Here is a 17915-nt window from a genome sequence, read left to right on the forward strand (position 1 = left end):
ACACTCCGAATCATGATCAGTGTACGGTACTCCTGGGTGGAAATGAATCCGTGAGCGGCCACTAAGTGGCTTGCTACACAGCTTTATTTCATCCCGCTCTCAGACAAAGAAAAAGCCGGGCGCTTGCGAGCCCGGCGTCTGGAACGTCGCAGGAGCGCCCTGTTCTGATCAAAAAACGAATTCGCGCGTCTTGGCAAAGCCCGGAACAGGCTTGACCGATGCGTTGAAGAAGGTCGTGGACGATGTGCCCTTGCCATCGCGACGATAAACCGTCGCCTTGGCAGAATTTCCGTAACCCACGACGGCCACGAGACGACCGCCATCGCGCAACTGCTCGAGCAGTGCCGCTGGCACATGCTCGACGGAGCCGTTGATGAAAATCAGATCGTAGGGCGCTTCGGCCTGGTAGCCCTTGTCTAGAGGGCCGGTAACGGTTGCGACATTGTCGTAACCCAGCGAGGACAATGTCTTGGCGGCGGTCGCGCTCAGCTCTTCATCCGATTCCAGCGAAACGACCGAAGCCGCCAGCTGCGACAGCACGGCCGCAACATAGCCGGTGCCGCCACCGATTTCGAGAACGACATCATCCTTGGTGATCGCAGCCAGCTGCAAGAGCTTAGCCAAAGGCGACGCCTTCATGATGTAGCGCGCGCCGATGCCGTCCTTGGCCGGACAGATCTGCAAATCCTCATCCGCATAGGCAATCTGCTTGATGCCAGCAGGAACAAATTCCTCGCGCGGCACCCTGGCAAATGCGTTCAGAACCGAATGCGAGGTCACATCGGTCGTGCGCAGCTGGCTGTCCACCATCTTGGCGCGTGCGGTTTCGAAATCCATCATGTCGTGTCTGCCTCACATACAAGCGCGCCAGCAGCCGAACGGCCGAGCGCTGTTTGAATACCGTCTTAATTGGCTGCGTCCCTGCTTTCAAGCGCAACCACGCGACACCCTGCGGAAAAAGCGTTCTCGTCCCCTGCTGAACGTGGCTCCACAATGCAAACAACCCAAGGCAATCGGAATGCGGGAACTTTTTATCTCACGAAACGTTGATAAGGGACTGTAAACACTCAGAAACTGTCGGAGGCCACCATGCTTGGTACAATTCTCGTCATCCTCCTCATCCTCTTCCTCATCGGCGCGCTGCCGAACTGGGGCTTCCACAATTACGGTTACGGTCTGTCCGGTGGCCTTGGTCTGGTGCTGGTCATCGTGCTCATTCTGGTTCTGCTCGGTCGAATCTGACCGTGCCGAAAAGCCGTATCGGTTCATGATGAGCCGTGCGGCTTTTTCCACCAAACTTCTTGGCCTTTTTCCAACCTACCCTATTGCACGCAAAATGGATTCGTTCTAAATCCCCGGCATGGCGTGAGAAATCACTCCAGTGAGGCCTCGTGGCGGAGTGGTGACGCAGAGGACTGCAAATCCTCGTACCCCGGTTCAATTCCGGGCGAGGCCTCCAAAGACTTCAAATCCACTCCTTAAACAATTGAAATGTCTGCGCTTAGTCCGGAGTGATCAATGAAACGGCGTGGTGCGACGTCTCTCTATGTCAAGGCTTGGTTATTCCTAGCTGTATCGGCAGCGGCGGTCATGACGTCGCCCGACTGGAGCGAACGTCTTCCCGCCGCCTTCGGGTGGGATACGACCGCTCCTGGCATCGCAGCATTTATCGCGTTTAATGTTATCATATTGTTTTTTATCGCCTGTCCAACATGCGGGCTCTCGCTTTTCAAAACGGATGCGAAATACTTTTATATCTACCATCCCTGGCCAAACCGGGTCTGCCCACGATGCGGCCGTGATCACGGACAAGTGGAAAGGGATCAATAGGTCTGTCGCCGGATTAACACATACGAGTGGCCATGATCACGCAGTGGAACATCCCTTCTCCTCAGTAGTTTACGCCTTAACGATTATCGCATCATCTATACAACCCAATAGTGAACGGGAGAATCTCGTGAAACTGACCATCGCTTTCGTAAGTGCAGGATTGGCCGTGGCTCTGGCGGGATGTACGGCGACTGGTTTCAGCGCGACGACCATCTCATCTTACAGTCTGGAGCCGATCCCCGGCAGCATCACTTACCGCGGCCAGCCGCGCACAAAGCTGACCAAATCGCCGATCGGCAGCACCTTCACACACAATTTCCGCCGCTTCGATGACAGGGTCATCGAGACATATCAAATCCAGCCTGACCGCTCCCTCAAGATTATCGATCGCCGCATCGTCAGGGACTGGTCTCTGTTCGGTCGAGACGACTGACGCACGCACACTTAAGCGGATCGACTTGCATGTGCCGATTGTCCATTGAACTGAGGGTCGGAACCTTTTAAACGCGCCTGAGTGCAGCCGTTATGGGGTCGATCATGCAAACGCCGTGGAAAAAACCTGTTCTCGTCGCTCTGGAAGAGCCCGGCGTCTATGTCAGCATCGAATCGACGCAGGCCGCCTCCTGGGCCTTGATCGAGGACTGGCCGGAAGAAGACGGTGAGAAGCTGGATCGCGCCCTGCTGGTCTTCGCTGCTGTCGATGCCGGAAAGAAAAAACCGGAAGATGCCCGTCAGGCCTTCATCGAGGCTGCCATCGAGGCCGGGCTAGACGTGAAGTCATAGTGACGCAGGCCGCATTCCTGTCTTAATCTTTCGCGAACGACCGGCTAAAGAACACGCTTAGAAGTTCCCAAGGCATTTATTCATGAAAAAGCTCCTTTTCATCCTCCTTTTCGCGTGCCTGCTGACCAGCATTGTCGGCCACTGGATTTTTGCGTTGTTGGTGACCTGATCCAGTTGTCATAATCCAAATAGAAAACTCTTCATTTCATCCGCCTGTCACGGAACTTCGTTAAGTTTTGCACGTTCTTCTTCCACGGAACATGGAGGGTAAAGCGATGCGCGACGGTCTCAACAGTTTGCTGGAAGTATCTGCACTTGGTCTCGTGATCGTCACTTGCCTGATGATGATCAACCCGGTCGTTTAAGACCTATTTCATCCGTTTATTCTGTAAAAACTCAATTTGTTGAGCGAGAAACACATGCGGCTTTCCAGCCGCATTTTTTTCGCCGATACGCCAATCACTTTTCTCCGCCCTTCAGCCGTCAGCGTGTTGCATTCTTCGTGCCGCGCGGTAACGTCTGACGATATTCCCTTGTGAGTGATCCTGATGTCTGCACCCTCCTCCGTATCAAGCCTTGTCTCCGCTGCCATGCTCGCCATTGGCGACGAGCTCTTGTCCGGGCGCACAAAGGACAAGAATATCGGCCATCTGGCGGATGTGCTGACGATGTCCGGTATCGATCTCAAGGAAGTGCGGATCGTCGCGGATGAGGAGGCTGACATTATCGAGGCGCTCAATGCGCTGCGCCAGCGTTACGACTACGTCTTTACATCAGGCGGCATCGGCCCGACCCACGACGATATCACCGCAGATGCCGTTTCCGCAGCCTTCGGCCTACCCTGCGAGCACGATGCGGAGGCCATGCGCCTGTTGGGCGAGATGTACCAGAAGCGCGAGATGGAATTTACCGAGGCGCGCAAACGCATGGCCCGGATGCCGCGCGGGGCGCAACACATCGTCAACCCCGTCTCGGTGGCGCCTGGCTTCATCGTTGAAAATGTCTATGTGATGGCAGGCGTGCCGCAGGTCTTTCAGGCCATGCTGGATAATGTCATCCCCACCTTGCGCACCGGCTCAAAGGTGCTGTCTCAGGCCGTCCATTCGCCCTATGGCGAGGGCGATATCGGCACACCTCTGAGTGCGGTTCAGAAAGCCCACCCACAAACCAGCATCGGCTCTTACCCGAAGTACGACGGGCAGCGTTTTTCGACCGAAATCGTCGTACGAGCCCGCGATGCAGAGGCGCTGAACGCTGCGACAAAGGACGTCGAAACGATGCTGCAGACCATCGCGGAGCAGAAAGCTGCTCTCAGCGCGTGAACAAGCTGAGGATCCAGACGTTTTAGCAAGAGCCATAGTGCTGAACCCGTCGTTTGATCGCGATCAATGCTGCGACAGGCTTGGTATCATAGGCTGAAACAGTAGGAGCGCTGTCGCCGCATCTCGTCGCACCGCGCTGCATCACGATGAGGAGCCCTGCCATGGGTTACAAAACGATACTCGCCGTCATGGATACCGCAGAAAATGCCCACAAGCTGGAAGGCTTCGTGGTTTCGCTCGCCAATGATTTCTCCGCTCACGTCGTCGGTCTCCACATGGAGACATTCGCCACCATTCCGCTCGTTGCGCCGATGGAAATTCCCGATCCCGCCACCGTGCAGGCGGTTCAGGAAGTCGCGCACGAGGAAACGACGGAGGTGGGGCGTATCTTCAAGCAGACGATGTCGGCTGGCGGCGTCTCGCATGAATGGCGCAGTTTCATTGCGTCCGTGGGTTACGCGTCCAGCTCTGCGCTCCAAAGCGCGCGCTGCGCCGATATCGTGATTGCCCGGCAGCCCAATTCCTCGGCGTTGTCCGACAGCCGCGGCGATCTCGACAACTTCCTGTATGAAAGCGGCCGCCCCGTTCTTCTCGTGCCGCATACATTGACACAGCCAAAGCCTGTCCGGCGCGTGCTGGTGGCTTGGAATGGTTCGCGCGAAGCCACGCGCGCCGTCTTCGATGCGCTTCCCTTCCTGATCGCAGCCGAAAGCGTCGAGATATTCTCGTTCGGCGCGGATGACAGCGACGATGACGCCAAGCCACCAGCCGGTAACGACCTCGCCTCCACGCTGGCCCGCCACGGCATCAACGTAACGGTGACCTCTCAGGAAAAAGCGCAAGGCGTATCAGCCAAGAGCGCGATCGAAAGCCGCCTGGCGGATAACAGCGTCGATCTGCTGGTCATGGGCGCCTATGGCCATTCCCGCTGGTGGGAAATGCTGTTCGGCGGCGTTACCCGTACCGTGCTGGACAAGACGACCGCGCTGACATTGCTGTCGCGATAAGCAGTTTTAGAGGGGTCAAATAAAAAAAACCCGCCGGGTGACCGGCGGGTTGTTTTTTTTCGGTGGAGGGTTGGAACCCATCAATGCAGGATCTGGCTGAGGAACAGCTTGGTGCGTTCATGCTGCGGGTTGTCGAAGAATTCGGCTGGCGAATTCTGTTCAACGATCTGGCCCTGGTCCATGAAGATGACGCGGTTGGCGACCTGACGCGCGAAGCCCATTTCGTGGGTGACGCAGATCATGGTCATGCCGTCTTCGGCAAGGCCCACCATCGTGTCGAGAACTTCCTTGACCATCTCAGGGTCGAGCGCCGAGGTCGGTTCATCGAACAGCATGATCTTCGGCTTCATGCACAGCGAACGGGCAATCGCCACGCGCTGCTGCTGACCGCCGGACAGCTGGCCCGGATATTTGTTGGCCTGCTCGGGAATCTTGACGCGCTTGAGATAGTGCATCGCGATTTCTTCGGCTTCCTTCTTAGGTGTCTTGCGAACCCAGATCGGTGCCAGCGTGCAGTTTTCCAGAATGGTCAGATGCGGGAAGAGGTTGAAGTGCTGGAACACCATGCCGACTTCGCGGCGCACTTCATCGATCTTCTTCAGGTCGTTGGTCAGTTCGATGCCATCGACCTGAATGCTGCCCGACTGGTGCTCTTCCAGACGGTTGATGCAGCGGATCATGGTGGACTTGCCCGATCCCGATGGACCGGCGACGACGATGCGCTCGCCCTTCATGACCTTGAGGTTGATGTCACGCAGCACGTGGAAATCACCGTACCACTTGTTCATGCCGGTGATTTCAATGGCGACGTCGGTCGTCGACACGGCCAGCTTCTTTGCTTGATTTTCTGCCATGATTTTTCCCTTACTTTTTATGTCCGGTGTCGAGGTGCCGTTCCATGAACAGCGAGTAGCGCGACATGCCGAAGCAGAAGATCCAGAAGATGAAACCGGCGAAGATGTAACCGGTCATGGGTGTGACGGGTGTCGCCCAGTTGGCATCGGACTGGTTGAGGTTGACGATGCCGAGAAGATCGAACATGCCGATAATATAGACAAGCGAGGTATCCTTGAACAGACCGATGAAGGTGTTCACGATGCCGGGAATGACGAGTTTAAGCGCCTGCGGCAGGATGATAAGACGCGTCTTCTGTGAGTAGTTGAGACCCAACGAATCCGCCCCCTCGTACTGCCCCTTCGGAATGGCCTGCAAACCGCCGCGAATGACTTCCGCCATATAGGCGGAGGCAAACAACGACACGCCGACGAGCGCGCGCAGGAACTTGTCGAAGGTCCATCCATCCGGCAGGAACAGCGGCAGCATGATGCTGGCGAAGAACAGGATGGTGATCAGCGGAATCCCTCTGATGACTTCGATGAAGGTCGTGCACAGCATCTTGATGACAGGCATGTTCGAACGACGACCGAGCGCCAGCAGAATGCCGAGCGGCAGCGACACGGTGATCCCGACAAAGGACAGGATCAGCGTGATCATCAAGCCGCCCCACAGCGGCGTCTCGACCCGTGGAAGACCAAAGTAACCGCCGACCAGCAGGAAGAAGGACACGAACGGCAGGACGATGAACAGCAAGACCGCGTTCAGCACCTTGTTCGGTGCTTTGGGGATGAGCATTGGAATGAGCAACACGACGAAGGCTGCCAGAACCAGAAGCGGACGCCAGTATTCCGAAGATGGATAGCGGCCGAACATGAATTGCGCGAACTTCGCGTTGACGAAGGCCCAGCATGCACCGGACTGTCCGTCCGGCAGAGCGCCGCCTTGAGCAACCGTCAGGCAGGCCAGACGGTCTGTACCCGTCCATGAGGCATGGATGAACAGCCACTGCACGAGCGGTGGAATGATGTAGGCCAGAAATGCGATTGCCAGGATGGTGAAGATCACGTCTTTGGGCGTGGCAAACAGCCTGGTGCGCAGCCAGTGGGTGATGCCCACCTGGCTGGAGGGTGCGGGTGCCTGTGGCACCATGTCAGCACGGACATAGGAAATGTGTTGTGTTGTCATGGATTATCTCTCCACCAGCGCCATTTTCGCGTTGAACCAGTTCATGATCAGCGCGGTCGTCAGCGACAATGTCAGGTAAACCGCAAGCCAGATGGCCACGACCTCGACGGCCTGTCCCGTCTGGTTGAGGATGGTACCGCCAACCGCAACAAGATCCGAAAAGCCGACGGCAACCGCCAGCGAGGAGTTCTTGGTGAGGTTGAGATACTGGCTCGTCAACGGCGGAATGATGATGCGCATGGCCTGCGGCACGACGATGAGGCGTGTGATGTTGTTGCCACGCATGCCGAGTGCACTGGCCGCTTCCGTCTGTCCCTTCGCCACGGCCTTGATACCGCCGCGAACGATTTCGGCGATGAAGGATGCCGTATAGAAAGACAACGCCAGATAAAGCGACAGGAATTCCGGTGCGACAACCGCACCACCGGTCAGGTTGAAACGACCGGCAATCGGAAAGTCGAAGGTGATCGGGGAGCCGAGCGCCAGAAACGTCACCAGCGGCAGGCCGATGATGATGGCGGTGCCGACGATGCCGGTGCGGAAGGGCTGACCCGTGCGCATCTGGCGCGCCTTGGCCCAGCGATAGACGAAATAGGTGATGATGATGCCGACAAGGAAGGCGACCGGAATCATCCACGAGCCCTCGCCCCAAACCTGGCGTGGATAGAAGAAGCCCCGGTTGTTGAGGAAGGTTCCAAGCGGCATTTCCAGCGAATCGCGCGCCTGCGGCAAAATGGTGATGACGCCCTTGTACCAGAAAAAGATGACCAAAAGCGGCGGCACGTTGCGGAAGATTTCGACATAGGCCTGCGCCAGTTTCGAGACCAGCCAGTTTTTCGACAGACGCGCAATGCCGACGATGAAGCCGATGATCGACGCCGTGATGATGCCGAGAATGGCCACCTGCAGCGTGTTCAACAAGCCCACGACGAAGGCGCGGCCGAATGTCTGGTCGTTGTTATATTCGATCAGCGTCTGACCGATATCGAAGCCTGCTCTGCCATTGAGAAAGCCGAAACCCGATGAAATATTGGAGCGTTGAAGATTATGAATGGTGTTGCTTGTGATCATCCAGACGAAAAAGACGAGAATGATCAGGGTAACAACTTGATAGAATATTCCGCGCATACGCGGATCATTGATGATGGATGTCGCGCTTTTTGAGCTGGACGACTCCGAGTGGAGCGCTTTGCCTGCCATCGGCACCTTTCCCTCTGTGTGCTCTTTGCGAGCTTCTTGTATAAGTAAGGAGGCAGAGCGTTTGCCCCGCCTCCCGCATAAAGCTGGCCGTTATGACGATTAACGGATTGGCGGAGCGTACTGAAGGCCGCCCTTTGTCCAGAGCGCGTTCTGACCGCGTTCGATCTTCAGCGGCGAACCGGCGCCGACGTTGCGGTCGAAGACTTCGCCGTAGTTACCGACCATCTTGATGATGTTGTAGGCCCACTCGTTGGTCAGGCCGAGATCGGTACCGATCTTGGTGCCTTCTTCCGTGCCGAGCATACGCTTCAGGTCAGGGTTGTTTGCGTTCTTCTGCTCGTCGACATTCTTGGATGTGACGCCCAGTTCTTCGGCGTTGACCATCGCGTAGTGAACCCAGCTGACGATGTCGAACCACTGGTCGTCACCCTGGCGAACGGCTGGTCCAAGCGGCTCCTTGGAGATGACTTCCGGCAGAACGACGTTCTCGTCCGGTGTCTTCATCTTCAGACGGATGGCGTAAAGGCCAGACTGGTCGGTGGTGTAAACGTCGCAACGGCCGCTATCGTAAGCGGATGTCGCGTCGGATTCCTTTTCGAACACAACCGGGTTGTACTGAAGGTTGTTGATCTTGAAGTAGTCGGCAAGGTTGAGTTCGGTCGTCGTGCCCTGCTGAACGCAGACGGCAGCGCCCGACAGCTCGAGAGCCGACTTCACGTTGAGGCTCTTCTTCACGATGAAGCCCTGGCCGTCATAGTAGTTGACGGTGCGGAAGTTGAAGCCGAGCGATGTGTCGCGGCTGATGGTCCATGTGGTGTTACGTGTGAGAACGTCGACTTCACCGGACTGAAGCGCAGGGAAGCGGTCCTTGGAGGAAAGCGCAACGTATTTGGACTTGGATGGGTCGCCGAAGACGGCAGCGGCGATACCACGGCAATAATCAACGTCGATACCCGACCACTCGCCCTTGTCGTCCGGGTTCGAGAAGCCCGGAATACCGGAGCTCACGCCGCATGTGACGAAACCCTTAGCCTTGACGTCTGCAAGCGTGGCGGCAGATGCAGCCGATGCAGCTCCGAAAATTGCTGCGCCAATGGCGGCTGTCAGAAGTGCCTTTTTCATTTTTCCCAACCTTTGTTTCTTATTCGTCATTCAGAAGACGCCGCATCTCGTCACTTTACGGACCAGCTCCCCGCCTCACCTCCCGGTGCGCGCCGCTATCACAATCGTAATTGCCGTCACGGTCAAGTCTCGCCCGCAAGAATTGTGTCCAAAAAACGGAATTTTTCAAAAAGCGTCCTTTTAATGGGCATATGTCTAATTATTGCGCTAAAAAAGACTAAAAACTGCTCATCCTGTCAGGCAGGTAGACTGAATTTGCGCGCAGCTTACCGCGAAATACGCCTATGTCGAGAAGACGGGCATTCAGAAGTAACCTCCTTGCGACTTTCCCATGCAAAAGACGGTTGCAAATCCTTCGAGATAACGAAGTCTTGACCGAAGCGGTGTTTGAAGACCATTTTCAGACATCAATAAAGTGAGAGATATGTGAGCATGAAAGACAGAGACGGGTTTTTAGGTGCCGCTGGTACCAACACACGGCTTGCCCATCTGGGCAACGACCCGGCCGATTACCATGGCTTCGTCAATCCACCGATTGTCCGCGGCTCGACGGTTCTTTTCCCCGATGCGCGGACACTCGTTTCGGAAGACCAGACATATACCTATGGCACCCATGGCACGCCGACCACGGATGCGCTGTGTAATATGGTCAACGCTCTCGAAGGCTCGGCGGGCACCATACTGCTCCCTTCCGGCCTTGCCGCCGTCACCGTTCCATTCATGGCGTATCTGTCGGCGGGCGATCACGCCCTGGTCGTCGATTCCGTCTATTATCCGACCCGCCGTTTCTGCAACAAGATGCTGAAGCAGTTCGGCGTCGAGGTCGAATATTACGACCCGGCCATCGGTGCTGGCATCGAAGCGCTGATCCGCCCCAACACGCGGCTGTTGCATCTCGAAGCACCGGGCTCCAACACATTCGAAATGCAGGATGTGGCGCTGATGTCGTCCATCGCCCACAAATATGATTGCGTCGTCACCATGGACAACACCTGGGCAACGCCGCTTTATTTCAAACCGCTGGACCACGGCGTCGATGTCTCCATTCACGCCGCGACGAAATACCCGGCAGGGCATTCGGATGTTTTGATGGGCTTCGTATCGGCCAATGAGAAGCACTGGAAGAAGCTCTACGACACCAACACCGATATCGGTCTCTGCGTCACCTCTGACGAGGCCTATCAGGTGCTGCGCGGCATGCGCACCATGGGCATTCGTCTGGAACACCACGGCAAAAGTGCGCTGGAGATCGCCCAATGGCTTGAAAGCCGCGACGATGTGGCACGCGTCCTGCACCCTGCCCTGCCCAGCTTCCCGACGCACGACATCTGGAAACGTGATTTCAAAGGCGCAAGCGGGGTGTTCTCTTTCGTCCTGAAAGCGCAAGACGGCCGCTTCACCGAAACATCGCACGCGTTCCTCGATGCGCTCTCCATTTTCGGCCTGGGCTTTTCCTGGGGCGGCTACGAATCGCTGGCCATCCCGGTCTCGCTGCGCGATCGCACCATCGCCAAAGGCCCGACAGAAGGCCCTGTTATTCGCCTGCAAATCGGGCTGGAAGACGTTGATGACATCAAGCGCGATCTGGAAGCCGGATTTGCGGCGGCGGCAGCGGCCTAAAGCCCCTTCGCCCTGTAACCATACAGCCAATCGAAGTCCGCCAGAAATGCCTCTGGCGGCCTTACCGACAACAACATGTCACGACCCAACCTCAGCGGGCCGGCCGCATGATAGGCAAACTTGTTCAGCGCCGCCCGTTTGCGCGCCTTGTCGATGCGGGGAATGCGGTGCGCCTGAAACTGCGACAGCGCCTCCGGCAAAGTCACGTCGCGGTTCACGAAGGTGGCGAGTTCGAAGGCATCCTCGATCGCCATCGCCGCACCCTGCGCGGCAAAGGGCATCATGGCGTGGGCGGCGTCGCCGATCAGAACCGTATCAGTGCCATTGTGCCACACACCTTTTCCTGCCTGAAACAGCGGCCAGAATGTCGGCTTGGAAGCGCTTTCGATCATCGGCATGAATGCGCTGTTCCAGCGGCTGAACTGCTTCATCAACAGCGTCTGCTGGTTACCCTGTGCTTGCGCCTGCCATGTGGCGCCCGGATTGGCACCGGCTGCAATCGCCACTACATTGAAGGCACCCATCTCGGCCAGCGGATAGGCGACCAGATGCGCGGATGGACCTAGAAACGCGGTCACCGACTGGCTTTTGAGAAAGTCCGGAATATCTCCTTTGGCAACCGTAAACCGCCAGGCAACATAGCCGGAAAAACTCGCTTCCGGGCTTCCCGGCATCGCATGTCGGGCGCTGGACCAGACGCCATCGGCACCGACGATCAGATCATGGTCCTGAGAAATCCGAGCGGCGATCTCGGCTTTGTTCACCGCATCCAGCTGTATGCCGAGATGGAGAGTGCAGAGCGGATTTTGCTGGACCGCAGCCAGCAATGCCTGTTGCAACGTCGCACGGTGCAACACGCCATAGGGCGCTTCCCAGCGTGATCGCGCAACTTGGCGCATCGGCAGGGAAACGAGCCGTTTCAGCGACAGGCCGGAAGCTAGATCGACCGTTTCGGGCTCCAGCCAGCTTTGCTCAATCTGCGGCAAGACATCGAGTGCGGCCAGGATACGCGCGGCATTGGGCGATATCTGAAGACCCGCCCCCACCTCTTCCAACTGCGGTGAACGCTCGATGATGTCGCAACGAACGCCGTACCGGGCAAAGGACAAGGCTGCGGTCAAGCCGGCAATACCGGCACCGATAATCGCTACGGATGTTACGGGCATGGAAAGCCCCGGTTGGCAGGCGGTTACGCCGCGTTGACGTGGAAGACGCAGCCGGGCGGGTTGGTCTGGGTGGCTTTGACCGAAGGGTTGTAGCGATATAGCGTCGAGCAGTAGGAACAGACTTTTTCGTTATCATCGCCCATATCGATGAAGATATGCGGATGATCGAACGGCACGGATGCGCCGGTGCACATGAATTCCTTGACGCCGATTTCGATCACGGCGTGTCCGCCATCGTTCTGGAAGTGGGGAATGGTATGGCCGGCCATGGTCGTCTCCAAATGCAACTGCGTGGGTGAGCGCTGAAAGCGCATGTTTGGCGGATATGTAGCGTCAAATCTGCTCGACCTCCACAGAAATCATCGCGCAATATGTTCAACGCTGCGATTTCCTGACATATGCTGAGCCAAAAAAGGATGTCCCTGATGAATCTCAACGTGCCGCAATTTTTGTCTTTCTCCCACGATGGCCTGCAACTGGCCTATTTCGATGAGGGTGATCCATCAGGCGTTCCGGTTCTGTTGATCCACGGCTTTGCCTCGAGTGCCTCGGTCAACTGGGTGCATCCCGGCTGGGTGAAGACACTGGGCGATGCCGGATATCGCGTCATCGCGCTCGACAATCGCGGCCATGGCACAAGCGACAAACCGCATGATCCAGACGCTTATTACCCTGCCGCCATGGCAGAAGATGCCATCGCCCTGCTTAACCATCTCGGCATCGCTCAGGCGCATGTCATGGGCTACTCCATGGGCGCACGCATATCTGCCTTCGTCGCCATGGCCCACCCGGAGCGGGTTCGCTCGCTGGTGGTCGGCGGCCTTGGCATCGGAATGGTGGATGGCGTGGGTGATTGGGACCCGATTGCGGATGCGCTTCGCGCGCCGTCTCTGGATGTCGTTACCCATGAGCGCGGCCGCATGTTCCGCGCCTTTGCCGATCAGACGAAAAGCGACCGCATCGCGCTTGCCGCCTGCATAGAAACCTCCCGTGTTCTGGTGACCCGCGAGGAAGCCGCCAAGATCGATAGTCCGACCCTGATTGCGGTCGGAACCAAGGACGATATTGCCGGTTCCGGCGCGGAACTGGCACAGCTGATGCCGCATGCCAAAGCCATCGATATTCCCGGCCGCGACCACATGCTGGCCGTGGGCGACCGCGTCTTCAAGGCAGCCGTTCTGGAATTTTATCGCGAGCTGGACGCCAAGGCCTGATTTGGAAGAATCATTTTCCAAAAAGCTGTCAGAAAAACTGATGCTTTCGCGTCTTTAACCGCGTTGTTAAATCACCATTTCTAGGCGACAGTTTTTTCTATATAAATAAACGGCACCAATTTGAGGGAGACCAGTCATGGTCGCACGCACAGAGGCACGCCAGCAGGACCAGCTTTCCCTGGTCGATCCCATCTGGGGAAGTCTGCAGAATGAGGCGCGCACTGCGGCATCGCAAGATCCGCTGTTGTCAGCCTTTTTCTACTCCACGATTTTGAACCATCATTCGCTGGAAGCCTGTGTCGTCTACCGTATCTGCGAACTTCTCGACCACCCGGATATGCAGGCGGTCCTCTTGCGCCAGACATTCGAGGAGATGCTTGCCGACTGGCCGGAATGGGGCTCCATTCTGCGCGTCGATATTCAAGCCGTTTATGATCGCGACCCGGCCTGCACGCGCTTCATCGAGCCGGTGCTATATTTCAAAGGCTTCCACGCCATCCAGACCCACCGGCTGGCGCACTGGCTGTGGAACAAGGGCCGTCGCGATTTCGCACTCTACCTGCAAAGCCGCGCATCAAGCATTTTCCAGACGGACATCAACCCGGCAGCGCGTCTTGGTAAGGGGCTGTTCCTCGATCACGCAACCGGCCTCGTCGTTGGTGAAACCGCAGTCGTCGGCGATAACGTCTCCATCCTTCACGGCGTCACCCTGGGTGGCACCGGCAAGGAAGGCGCTGACCGCCATCCGAAAATCCGCAGCGGCGTACTGATCGGCGCTGGTGCCAAAATTCTCGGCAATATCGAGATCGGCAGTTGCTCACGCATCGCTGCCGGCTCTGTCGTGCTGAAACCCGTTCCACCCAATGCGACAGTCGCTGGCGTGCCGGCGCGCGTGGTGGGAGATGGTGGATGCAACGAACCTTCGCGCATCATGGATCAGATCATCGGCGCCGACATCTGAGGCTTCAGGATCGGTCGACCTGCGTGTGGATCATCCAGACGATTTGCCTCTTTGACTTTACTTTCGCCTTTAAGCCATGGCAAAAGCGGCGCAACGTGAACCGCACAGGAGAACAGTGGTGAAAGCCGAAGAAATCAAAAAGCTCGACGCCTATTTTAAGCGCACCTTCAACGAACAGATCGTCGTCAAGGCGCGCCCGCGCAAGGACGATTCGGCTGAAGTCTATGCCGGCGAAGAATTTCTTGGCGTCGTCTATATCGATGACGAAGACGGCGATCGTTCCTACAATTTCTCCATGGCCATCCTCGACGTCGACCTCTGATCACCATCCGGTGACAGCATCATTCAAAGCCGCCCGCGACAATCGTCTGCGGGCGGTTTTGTTTTGAAAAAGGCCTTTTGTAATTTTTCTAAAAGCGTGCGGAACCAGTTTTCAGGTGATCCGTTTATCCAGCGTCCCCCGATGAAGCGTGGGGTTTACGACAAACGGGACGCCCCCTGATCCCGTCCTAAACTCCACGCTTCCCCCTCTCCCATCATCATGACATCCCACTCAGTTTGCAGTCCTTTTGCTTGAGGCGGCAATGCTTTTCCACAGCGTCGATGCGCTCGGGAATAAAAATGTCATCGAAATGCAAAAAAGTGGAAATAGGCGCTTGCGGAGAATCCGGTGCCTGACTATAAGGGCGCCACACAAGGTATGCGCCCTTCGTCTATCGGTTAGGACGTCAGATTTTCATTCTGAAAAGAGGGGTTCGACTCCCCTAGGGCGTACCACTCCCCCAAAGATATCATAGCGATACAAGCGTTGCTTAAACCGACGCGTGACGTATATTATATGCAACTTTAAGTTTTCAACAGCAATTTTACGGCGCGACTGCCGCGTCCAGAACGCGTAGCTGAACCCGTTTCTGGCCTTGCCATTGATCAGCGCCCAGCGTGCCCGCAACATGGATTTGTTGCCCTCTCGCATTCATCAGCATGTGCCCCAAGGGCGCATCTGCCGCACGAAACGCAATGCCATCCAGCCGTGAGCCGTCCATCGCCTCTAGCGTGATCTTGACATGCGAGGTGCCGACGACTCGAACATCGCGCAAACGGTGAGCGGGGACGGCGAAGATGGGCTGCGAGTGGCCCGAGCCATACGGGCCTGCCTGCTCCATCTGTTCGACCAGCGCCAGCGTCGCGCCCGATGCGCCAATTGCGCCATCGATTTTCAGCACGCTGTTTTCCACCAGTTGAAAGACAGTCTTTTGCGCCGCCTTTTCGAAGAAGGTTCGGAGGCGACCGAGATTGGCACGCTCCACCGTCAGACCCGCCGCCATGGCGTGACCACCACCCTTGACCAGCAGACCGGCATCGACAGCATTGCGCACCATGCGACCCATATCGAAACCGTTGATGGAACGGCCAGAGCCGGAGCCCTTGCCTTGTGAGTCGAACGCGATGGCAAAGGCCGGGCGGCGGAAGCGATCCTTCAGACGCGAGGCCAAGAGGCCGACGATGCCGGGGTGCCAGTTTTCCCTCGCCGTGACGATGACGCCCGCACCGGTGCCGTCACCATATTCGTATAGAGCCTCGGCTTCCGCTTCGGCCAGCATGATTGCTTCCATGGCCTGACGTTCGCGGTTCAACTCATCCAGCTTTTCGGCGATGACTTCGGCCTGGGCCTCATCATCCAGCGTCAACAGGCGGCTGCCGAGGGCTGCATCACCGATGCGTCCTCCGGCATTGATGCGTGGCCCGACCAGAAAGCCGAAGTGATAGGGCGTGACCGGCCCGCCAAGACCGGCCTTCTTGAACAGCGCCGCAAGGCCTGCATTCTTCATGTGCCGGGCGGCGATCAGTCCCTTCACCACATAGGCGCGGTTGAGGCCTTTGAGCGGCACGACATCGCACACCGTCGCCAGCGCCACGATGTCGAGATAGGACAGAAGATCGAGCGTATAGGCGCGGCTGTCGCGCTGGTCCTTCAACACACGCAACGTGGCGACCAGCACGAGAAATACGACGCCTGCGGCGCAGAGATGCCCCTGCCCTGACAGATCATCCTCCCGGTTGGGATTGACCAGCGCCACAGCTGGCGGCAGTTCTGTGCCGACCTGGTGGTGGTCGATGACGACGACATCGGTTTTGGCATCGCGGGCAGCCGCGAGCGACTCGTGGCTGGTGGAGCCGCAATCGACAGTGATGATCAGCGTCGCGCCATTGGCGGCAAGCTGCTGCATGGCGGCGGGGTTGGGTCCGTAACCTTCGAAGATACGGTCGGGAATATAGATTTCCGGATCAAGACCGAAGTGGTGCAGGAAGCGATACATCAGCGCTGAAGACGATGCCCCATCGACATCATAGTCGCCGAAGATCGCGACCTTCTCATTGCGCTTGATGGCGGCTGCAATGCGCTCGGCCGCCTTTTCGCAATCGGTCAGCGTCAGCGGGTCCGGCATCAGCGAGCGGATGGTGGGGTCGAGGAACGCGAGAGCATCATCGACACCAACGCCACGGCCTGCCAGAACGCGGGCGACCAGTTCGGGAATGCCGTGAACCTGCGATATGGCCAGAGCGCGGTTCTGCCCGGCCTGATCCAGCCGCGACATCCACTTCTGCTCCGTTGCCGACCGATCCACACCGAGAAAGGCTCTCGGTACAGTATCGACCGCTTCATTCATCGCCATGCGCGCGCTTACCCAATCCAGCCATATCGTCCGCTTACGGGCTAAAGGCCGAACCCGGCTTTTTCAAGCACAAATGTGGAGTTACGCCCGGCTTACCAAAGCGGCAGAAAAATGAAGGCGGCAAAAGCACCGACGAGTGCGGTGATCAGGCACAGCGCCCGCCAATCCCGCTCCTGCCCCTCGATCTCGAATTCCAAACTGCGGAAATTGTCGTTCGCACCAATTTTGCGCGGTCTCCGCTCGGCATCAGGCCGAATGAAACGGTCTTCCTTGAACAGTATCGTCGTTTTCACGGCCACGCCTCCCGTCGCTTGGTGAATATGGCGCAGCGTAACACTTCAGACCCCTCGTTTGCAAAGCCTTCAATATCAAAAATCCCGTGAACATGCGTTCGCGTTCACGCGGCGCGGCTACGCCCGTGGCATGGTCATTCAGCCCGGAGAGCACACGCAACTGCGGTGGTGTCTCTGGTATGGTATCGTCTCTGGCGCCGCATTTGCGTGGCCTCTGGCATTTCGTCTCAGTCGATATCTCTCCACCGGCAGGCAGGCGTACCCGCCGGTGCAGAGTGAGGTTCAGCCGAGCCATCATTGGTCCCGGCTTCGCCCCGTATGCTCATCTATCGGGCCGTCCAGTCGCTGCTCCTACCCACCGAGGGAATCAGAGCGCGGCTTTCGGACCCGCTATTCAGGCAGCTCGATCTCCACCCGCACGTTCCGGGTTGATGCCAACGCTACCTGCGCCGTCCCCGCACTGTCTCGCGATACAGTGCGGTTGGAACGCGGGTGAAGTGTAGGCATGGGTTTTGGGAGCGTGGAGAAAAAAGTTTTGACTTTTTTTGATTTTTTTCTGGTGAGGTGGAGGTCTGCGGGTGCCGCTCACCCCCCTCTGTCCTGCCGGACATCTCCCCCTCAGGTGGGGAGATCGACTCGTGGATAGCCCTTGTGCATCTTGAAAGCTGCGGATAGAGCGAACAGCTTGCGTCTTGCCAAT

The 17915-nt window shown here is 57.4% G+C and carries 18 protein-coding genes and 2 tRNA genes; 11 read left to right on the top strand and 9 right to left on the bottom strand.

From position 1 onward, the window contains the following. Positions 1-168: 168 nt before the first annotated feature. Positions 169-840, bottom strand: coding sequence for a protein-L-isoaspartate O-methyltransferase family protein (locus tag RRU01S_RS12505; RefSeq protein ID WP_045230591.1), 672 nt, complete (start codon positions 838-840; stop codon positions 169-171). Between the two features lie 249 nt (positions 841-1089). On the opposite strand from RRU01S_RS12505, the gene RRU01S_RS25325 reads away from it, so the two are divergent. The 6 genes from RRU01S_RS25325 to RRU01S_RS12530 all read left to right on the top strand — a co-directional run bounded on the left by RRU01S_RS25325 (position 1090) and on the right by RRU01S_RS12530 (position 4942). After that, entirely contained in the window at positions 1090-1242 is a 153-nt protein-coding gene (locus RRU01S_RS25325) for a DUF3309 family protein (protein WP_065701140.1), read from the top strand. A 143-nt stretch (positions 1243-1385) separates the two neighbouring features. Beyond that, a tRNA-Cys gene (locus tag RRU01S_RS12510) sits at positions 1386-1459 on the top strand. Between the two features lie 498 nt (positions 1460-1957). Beyond that, positions 1958-2263, top strand: coding sequence for a hypothetical protein (locus RRU01S_RS12515; RefSeq protein WP_045230592.1), 306 nt, complete (start codon positions 1958-1960; stop codon positions 2261-2263). 104 nt (positions 2264-2367) lie between these two features. Further along, positions 2368-2613 (top strand): DUF982 domain-containing protein, encoded by a 246-nt coding sequence (locus RRU01S_RS12520; protein WP_045230644.1) that lies wholly within the window; start codon positions 2368-2370, stop codon positions 2611-2613. Positions 2614-3161: 548 nt separating this feature from the next. Next, entirely contained in the window at positions 3162-3935 is a 774-nt protein-coding gene (locus RRU01S_RS12525) for a competence/damage-inducible protein A (RefSeq protein WP_045230593.1), read from the top strand. A 161-nt stretch (positions 3936-4096) separates the two neighbouring features. Beyond that, on the top strand, positions 4097-4942 hold the full coding sequence (locus RRU01S_RS12530; RefSeq protein ID WP_045230594.1) for a universal stress protein: 846 nt from the start codon (positions 4097-4099) through the stop codon (positions 4940-4942). Positions 4943-5022: 80 nt separating this feature from the next. On the opposite strand, the gene RRU01S_RS12535 is transcribed toward RRU01S_RS12530, so the two are convergent. The 4 genes from RRU01S_RS12535 to RRU01S_RS12550 form a co-directional block, all read right to left on the bottom strand. Then, positions 5023-5796, bottom strand: coding sequence for an amino acid ABC transporter ATP-binding protein (locus RRU01S_RS12535; protein ID WP_045230595.1), 774 nt, complete (start codon positions 5794-5796; stop codon positions 5023-5025). Positions 5797-5806: 10 nt separating this feature from the next. Further along, entirely contained in the window at positions 5807-6964 is a 1158-nt protein-coding gene (locus tag RRU01S_RS12540; RefSeq protein WP_045230596.1) for an amino acid ABC transporter permease, read from the bottom strand. Between the two features lie 3 nt (positions 6965-6967). Further along, positions 6968-8164: an amino acid ABC transporter permease gene (locus RRU01S_RS12545; protein ID WP_045230597.1), complete on the bottom strand. Its 1197-nt coding sequence runs from the start codon at positions 8162-8164 to the stop codon at positions 6968-6970. A 99-nt stretch (positions 8165-8263) separates the two neighbouring features. Further along, positions 8264-9286 (bottom strand): amino acid ABC transporter substrate-binding protein, encoded by a 1023-nt coding sequence (locus tag RRU01S_RS12550; RefSeq protein ID WP_045230598.1) that lies wholly within the window; start codon positions 9284-9286, stop codon positions 8264-8266. A gap of 432 nt (positions 9287-9718) precedes the next feature. Between RRU01S_RS12550 and RRU01S_RS12555 the strand changes: the two genes are divergently transcribed. Continuing rightward, a complete protein-coding gene (locus RRU01S_RS12555) occupies positions 9719-10906 on the top strand; it encodes a cystathionine beta-lyase (protein WP_045230599.1) in 1188 nt (395 codons plus the stop codon). Here RRU01S_RS12555 and RRU01S_RS12560 read toward each other — a convergent pair. Next, positions 10903-12072, bottom strand: coding sequence for an FAD-dependent monooxygenase (locus tag RRU01S_RS12560; RefSeq protein WP_045230600.1), 1170 nt, complete (start codon positions 12070-12072; stop codon positions 10903-10905). The two genes, RRU01S_RS12555 and RRU01S_RS12560, sit on opposite strands and share 4 nt — an antisense overlap. Positions 12073-12095: 23 nt before the next feature. Further along, a complete protein-coding gene (locus tag RRU01S_RS12565; RefSeq protein WP_045230645.1) occupies positions 12096-12341 on the bottom strand; it encodes a zinc-finger domain-containing protein in 246 nt (81 codons plus the stop codon). A gap of 156 nt (positions 12342-12497) precedes the next feature. Here RRU01S_RS12565 and RRU01S_RS12570 point away from each other — a divergent pair, with 156 nt between their 5' ends. The 4 genes from RRU01S_RS12570 (at position 12498) to RRU01S_RS12585 (ending at position 15024) form a co-directional block, all read left to right on the top strand. After that, entirely contained in the window at positions 12498-13286 is a 789-nt protein-coding gene (locus RRU01S_RS12570) for an alpha/beta fold hydrolase (RefSeq protein ID WP_045230646.1), read from the top strand. A 136-nt stretch (positions 13287-13422) separates the two neighbouring features. Then, the gene (gene cysE / locus RRU01S_RS12575; protein ID WP_045230601.1) at positions 13423-14247 is read left to right on the top strand and encodes a serine O-acetyltransferase; all 825 of its coding nucleotides are present in this window, start codon (positions 13423-13425) and stop codon (positions 14245-14247) included. A gap of 118 nt (positions 14248-14365) precedes the next feature. Continuing rightward, positions 14366-14569, top strand: a complete 204-nt coding sequence (locus tag RRU01S_RS12580) for a DUF3126 family protein (RefSeq protein ID WP_045230647.1) — start codon at positions 14366-14368, stop codon at positions 14567-14569. A 380-nt stretch (positions 14570-14949) separates the two neighbouring features. Continuing rightward, positions 14950-15024: transfer RNA gene (locus RRU01S_RS12585), tRNA-Glu, on the top strand. A gap of 89 nt (positions 15025-15113) precedes the next feature. Here the strand turns inward: RRU01S_RS12585 and recJ are convergent. Both recJ and RRU01S_RS12595 read right to left on the bottom strand, forming a co-directional pair. Next, the gene (recJ, locus tag RRU01S_RS12590) at positions 15114-16916 is read right to left on the bottom strand and encodes a single-stranded-DNA-specific exonuclease RecJ (protein WP_045230648.1); all 1803 of its coding nucleotides are present in this window, start codon (positions 16914-16916) and stop codon (positions 15114-15116) included. Positions 16917-17014: 98 nt separating this feature from the next. After that, positions 17015-17215 carry a hypothetical protein gene (locus tag RRU01S_RS12595; RefSeq protein ID WP_131367791.1) on the bottom strand — a complete coding sequence of 67 codons (201 nt, stop codon included), beginning with the start codon at positions 17213-17215 and terminating at the stop codon, positions 17015-17017. Positions 17216-17915: the final 700 nt, after the last annotated feature.

Origin of the sequence: Agrobacterium rubi TR3 = NBRC 13261 (assembly GCF_000739935.1) — a bacterium.
GTDB lineage: Bacteria > Pseudomonadota > Alphaproteobacteria > Rhizobiales > Rhizobiaceae > Agrobacterium > Agrobacterium rubi.

Bases quoted from the DNA above. Each gene is read 5' to 3' on its own strand.
- RRU01S_RS12505 (WP_045230591.1), bottom strand. From the start codon at position 840: ATGATGGATTTCGAAACCGCACGCGCCAAGATGGTGGACAGCCAGCTG.
- RRU01S_RS25325 (WP_065701140.1), top strand. From the start codon at position 1,090: ATGCTTGGTACAATTCTCGTCATCCTCCTCATCCTCTTCCTCATCGGC.
- RRU01S_RS12520 (WP_045230644.1), top strand. From the start codon at position 2,368: ATGCAAACGCCGTGGAAAAAACCTGTTCTCGTCGCTCTGGAAGAGCCC.
- RRU01S_RS12525 (WP_045230593.1), top strand. From the start codon at position 3,162: ATGTCTGCACCCTCCTCCGTATCAAGCCTTGTCTCCGCTGCCATGCTC.
- RRU01S_RS12530 (WP_045230594.1), top strand. From the start codon at position 4,097: ATGGGTTACAAAACGATACTCGCCGTCATGGATACCGCAGAAAATGCC.
- RRU01S_RS12535 (WP_045230595.1), bottom strand. From the start codon at position 5,796: ATGGCAGAAAATCAAGCAAAGAAGCTGGCCGTGTCGACGACCGACGTC.
- RRU01S_RS12540 (WP_045230596.1), bottom strand. From the start codon at position 6,964: ATGACAACACAACACATTTCCTATGTCCGTGCTGACATGGTGCCACAG.
- RRU01S_RS12545 (WP_045230597.1), bottom strand. From the start codon at position 8,164: ATGGCAGGCAAAGCGCTCCACTCGGAGTCGTCCAGCTCAAAAAGCGCG.
- RRU01S_RS12550 (WP_045230598.1), bottom strand. From the start codon at position 9,286: ATGAAAAAGGCACTTCTGACAGCCGCCATTGGCGCAGCAATTTTCGGA.
- RRU01S_RS12555 (WP_045230599.1), top strand. From the start codon at position 9,719: ATGAAAGACAGAGACGGGTTTTTAGGTGCCGCTGGTACCAACACACGG.
- RRU01S_RS12560 (WP_045230600.1), bottom strand. From the start codon at position 12,072: ATGCCCGTAACATCCGTAGCGATTATCGGTGCCGGTATTGCCGGCTTG.
- RRU01S_RS12565 (WP_045230645.1), bottom strand. From the start codon at position 12,341: ATGGCCGGCCATACCATTCCCCACTTCCAGAACGATGGCGGACACGCC.
- RRU01S_RS12570 (WP_045230646.1), top strand. From the start codon at position 12,498: ATGAATCTCAACGTGCCGCAATTTTTGTCTTTCTCCCACGATGGCCTG.
- cysE (WP_045230601.1), top strand. From the start codon at position 13,423: ATGGTCGCACGCACAGAGGCACGCCAGCAGGACCAGCTTTCCCTGGTC.
- recJ (WP_045230648.1), bottom strand. From the start codon at position 16,916: ATGAATGAAGCGGTCGATACTGTACCGAGAGCCTTTCTCGGTGTGGAT.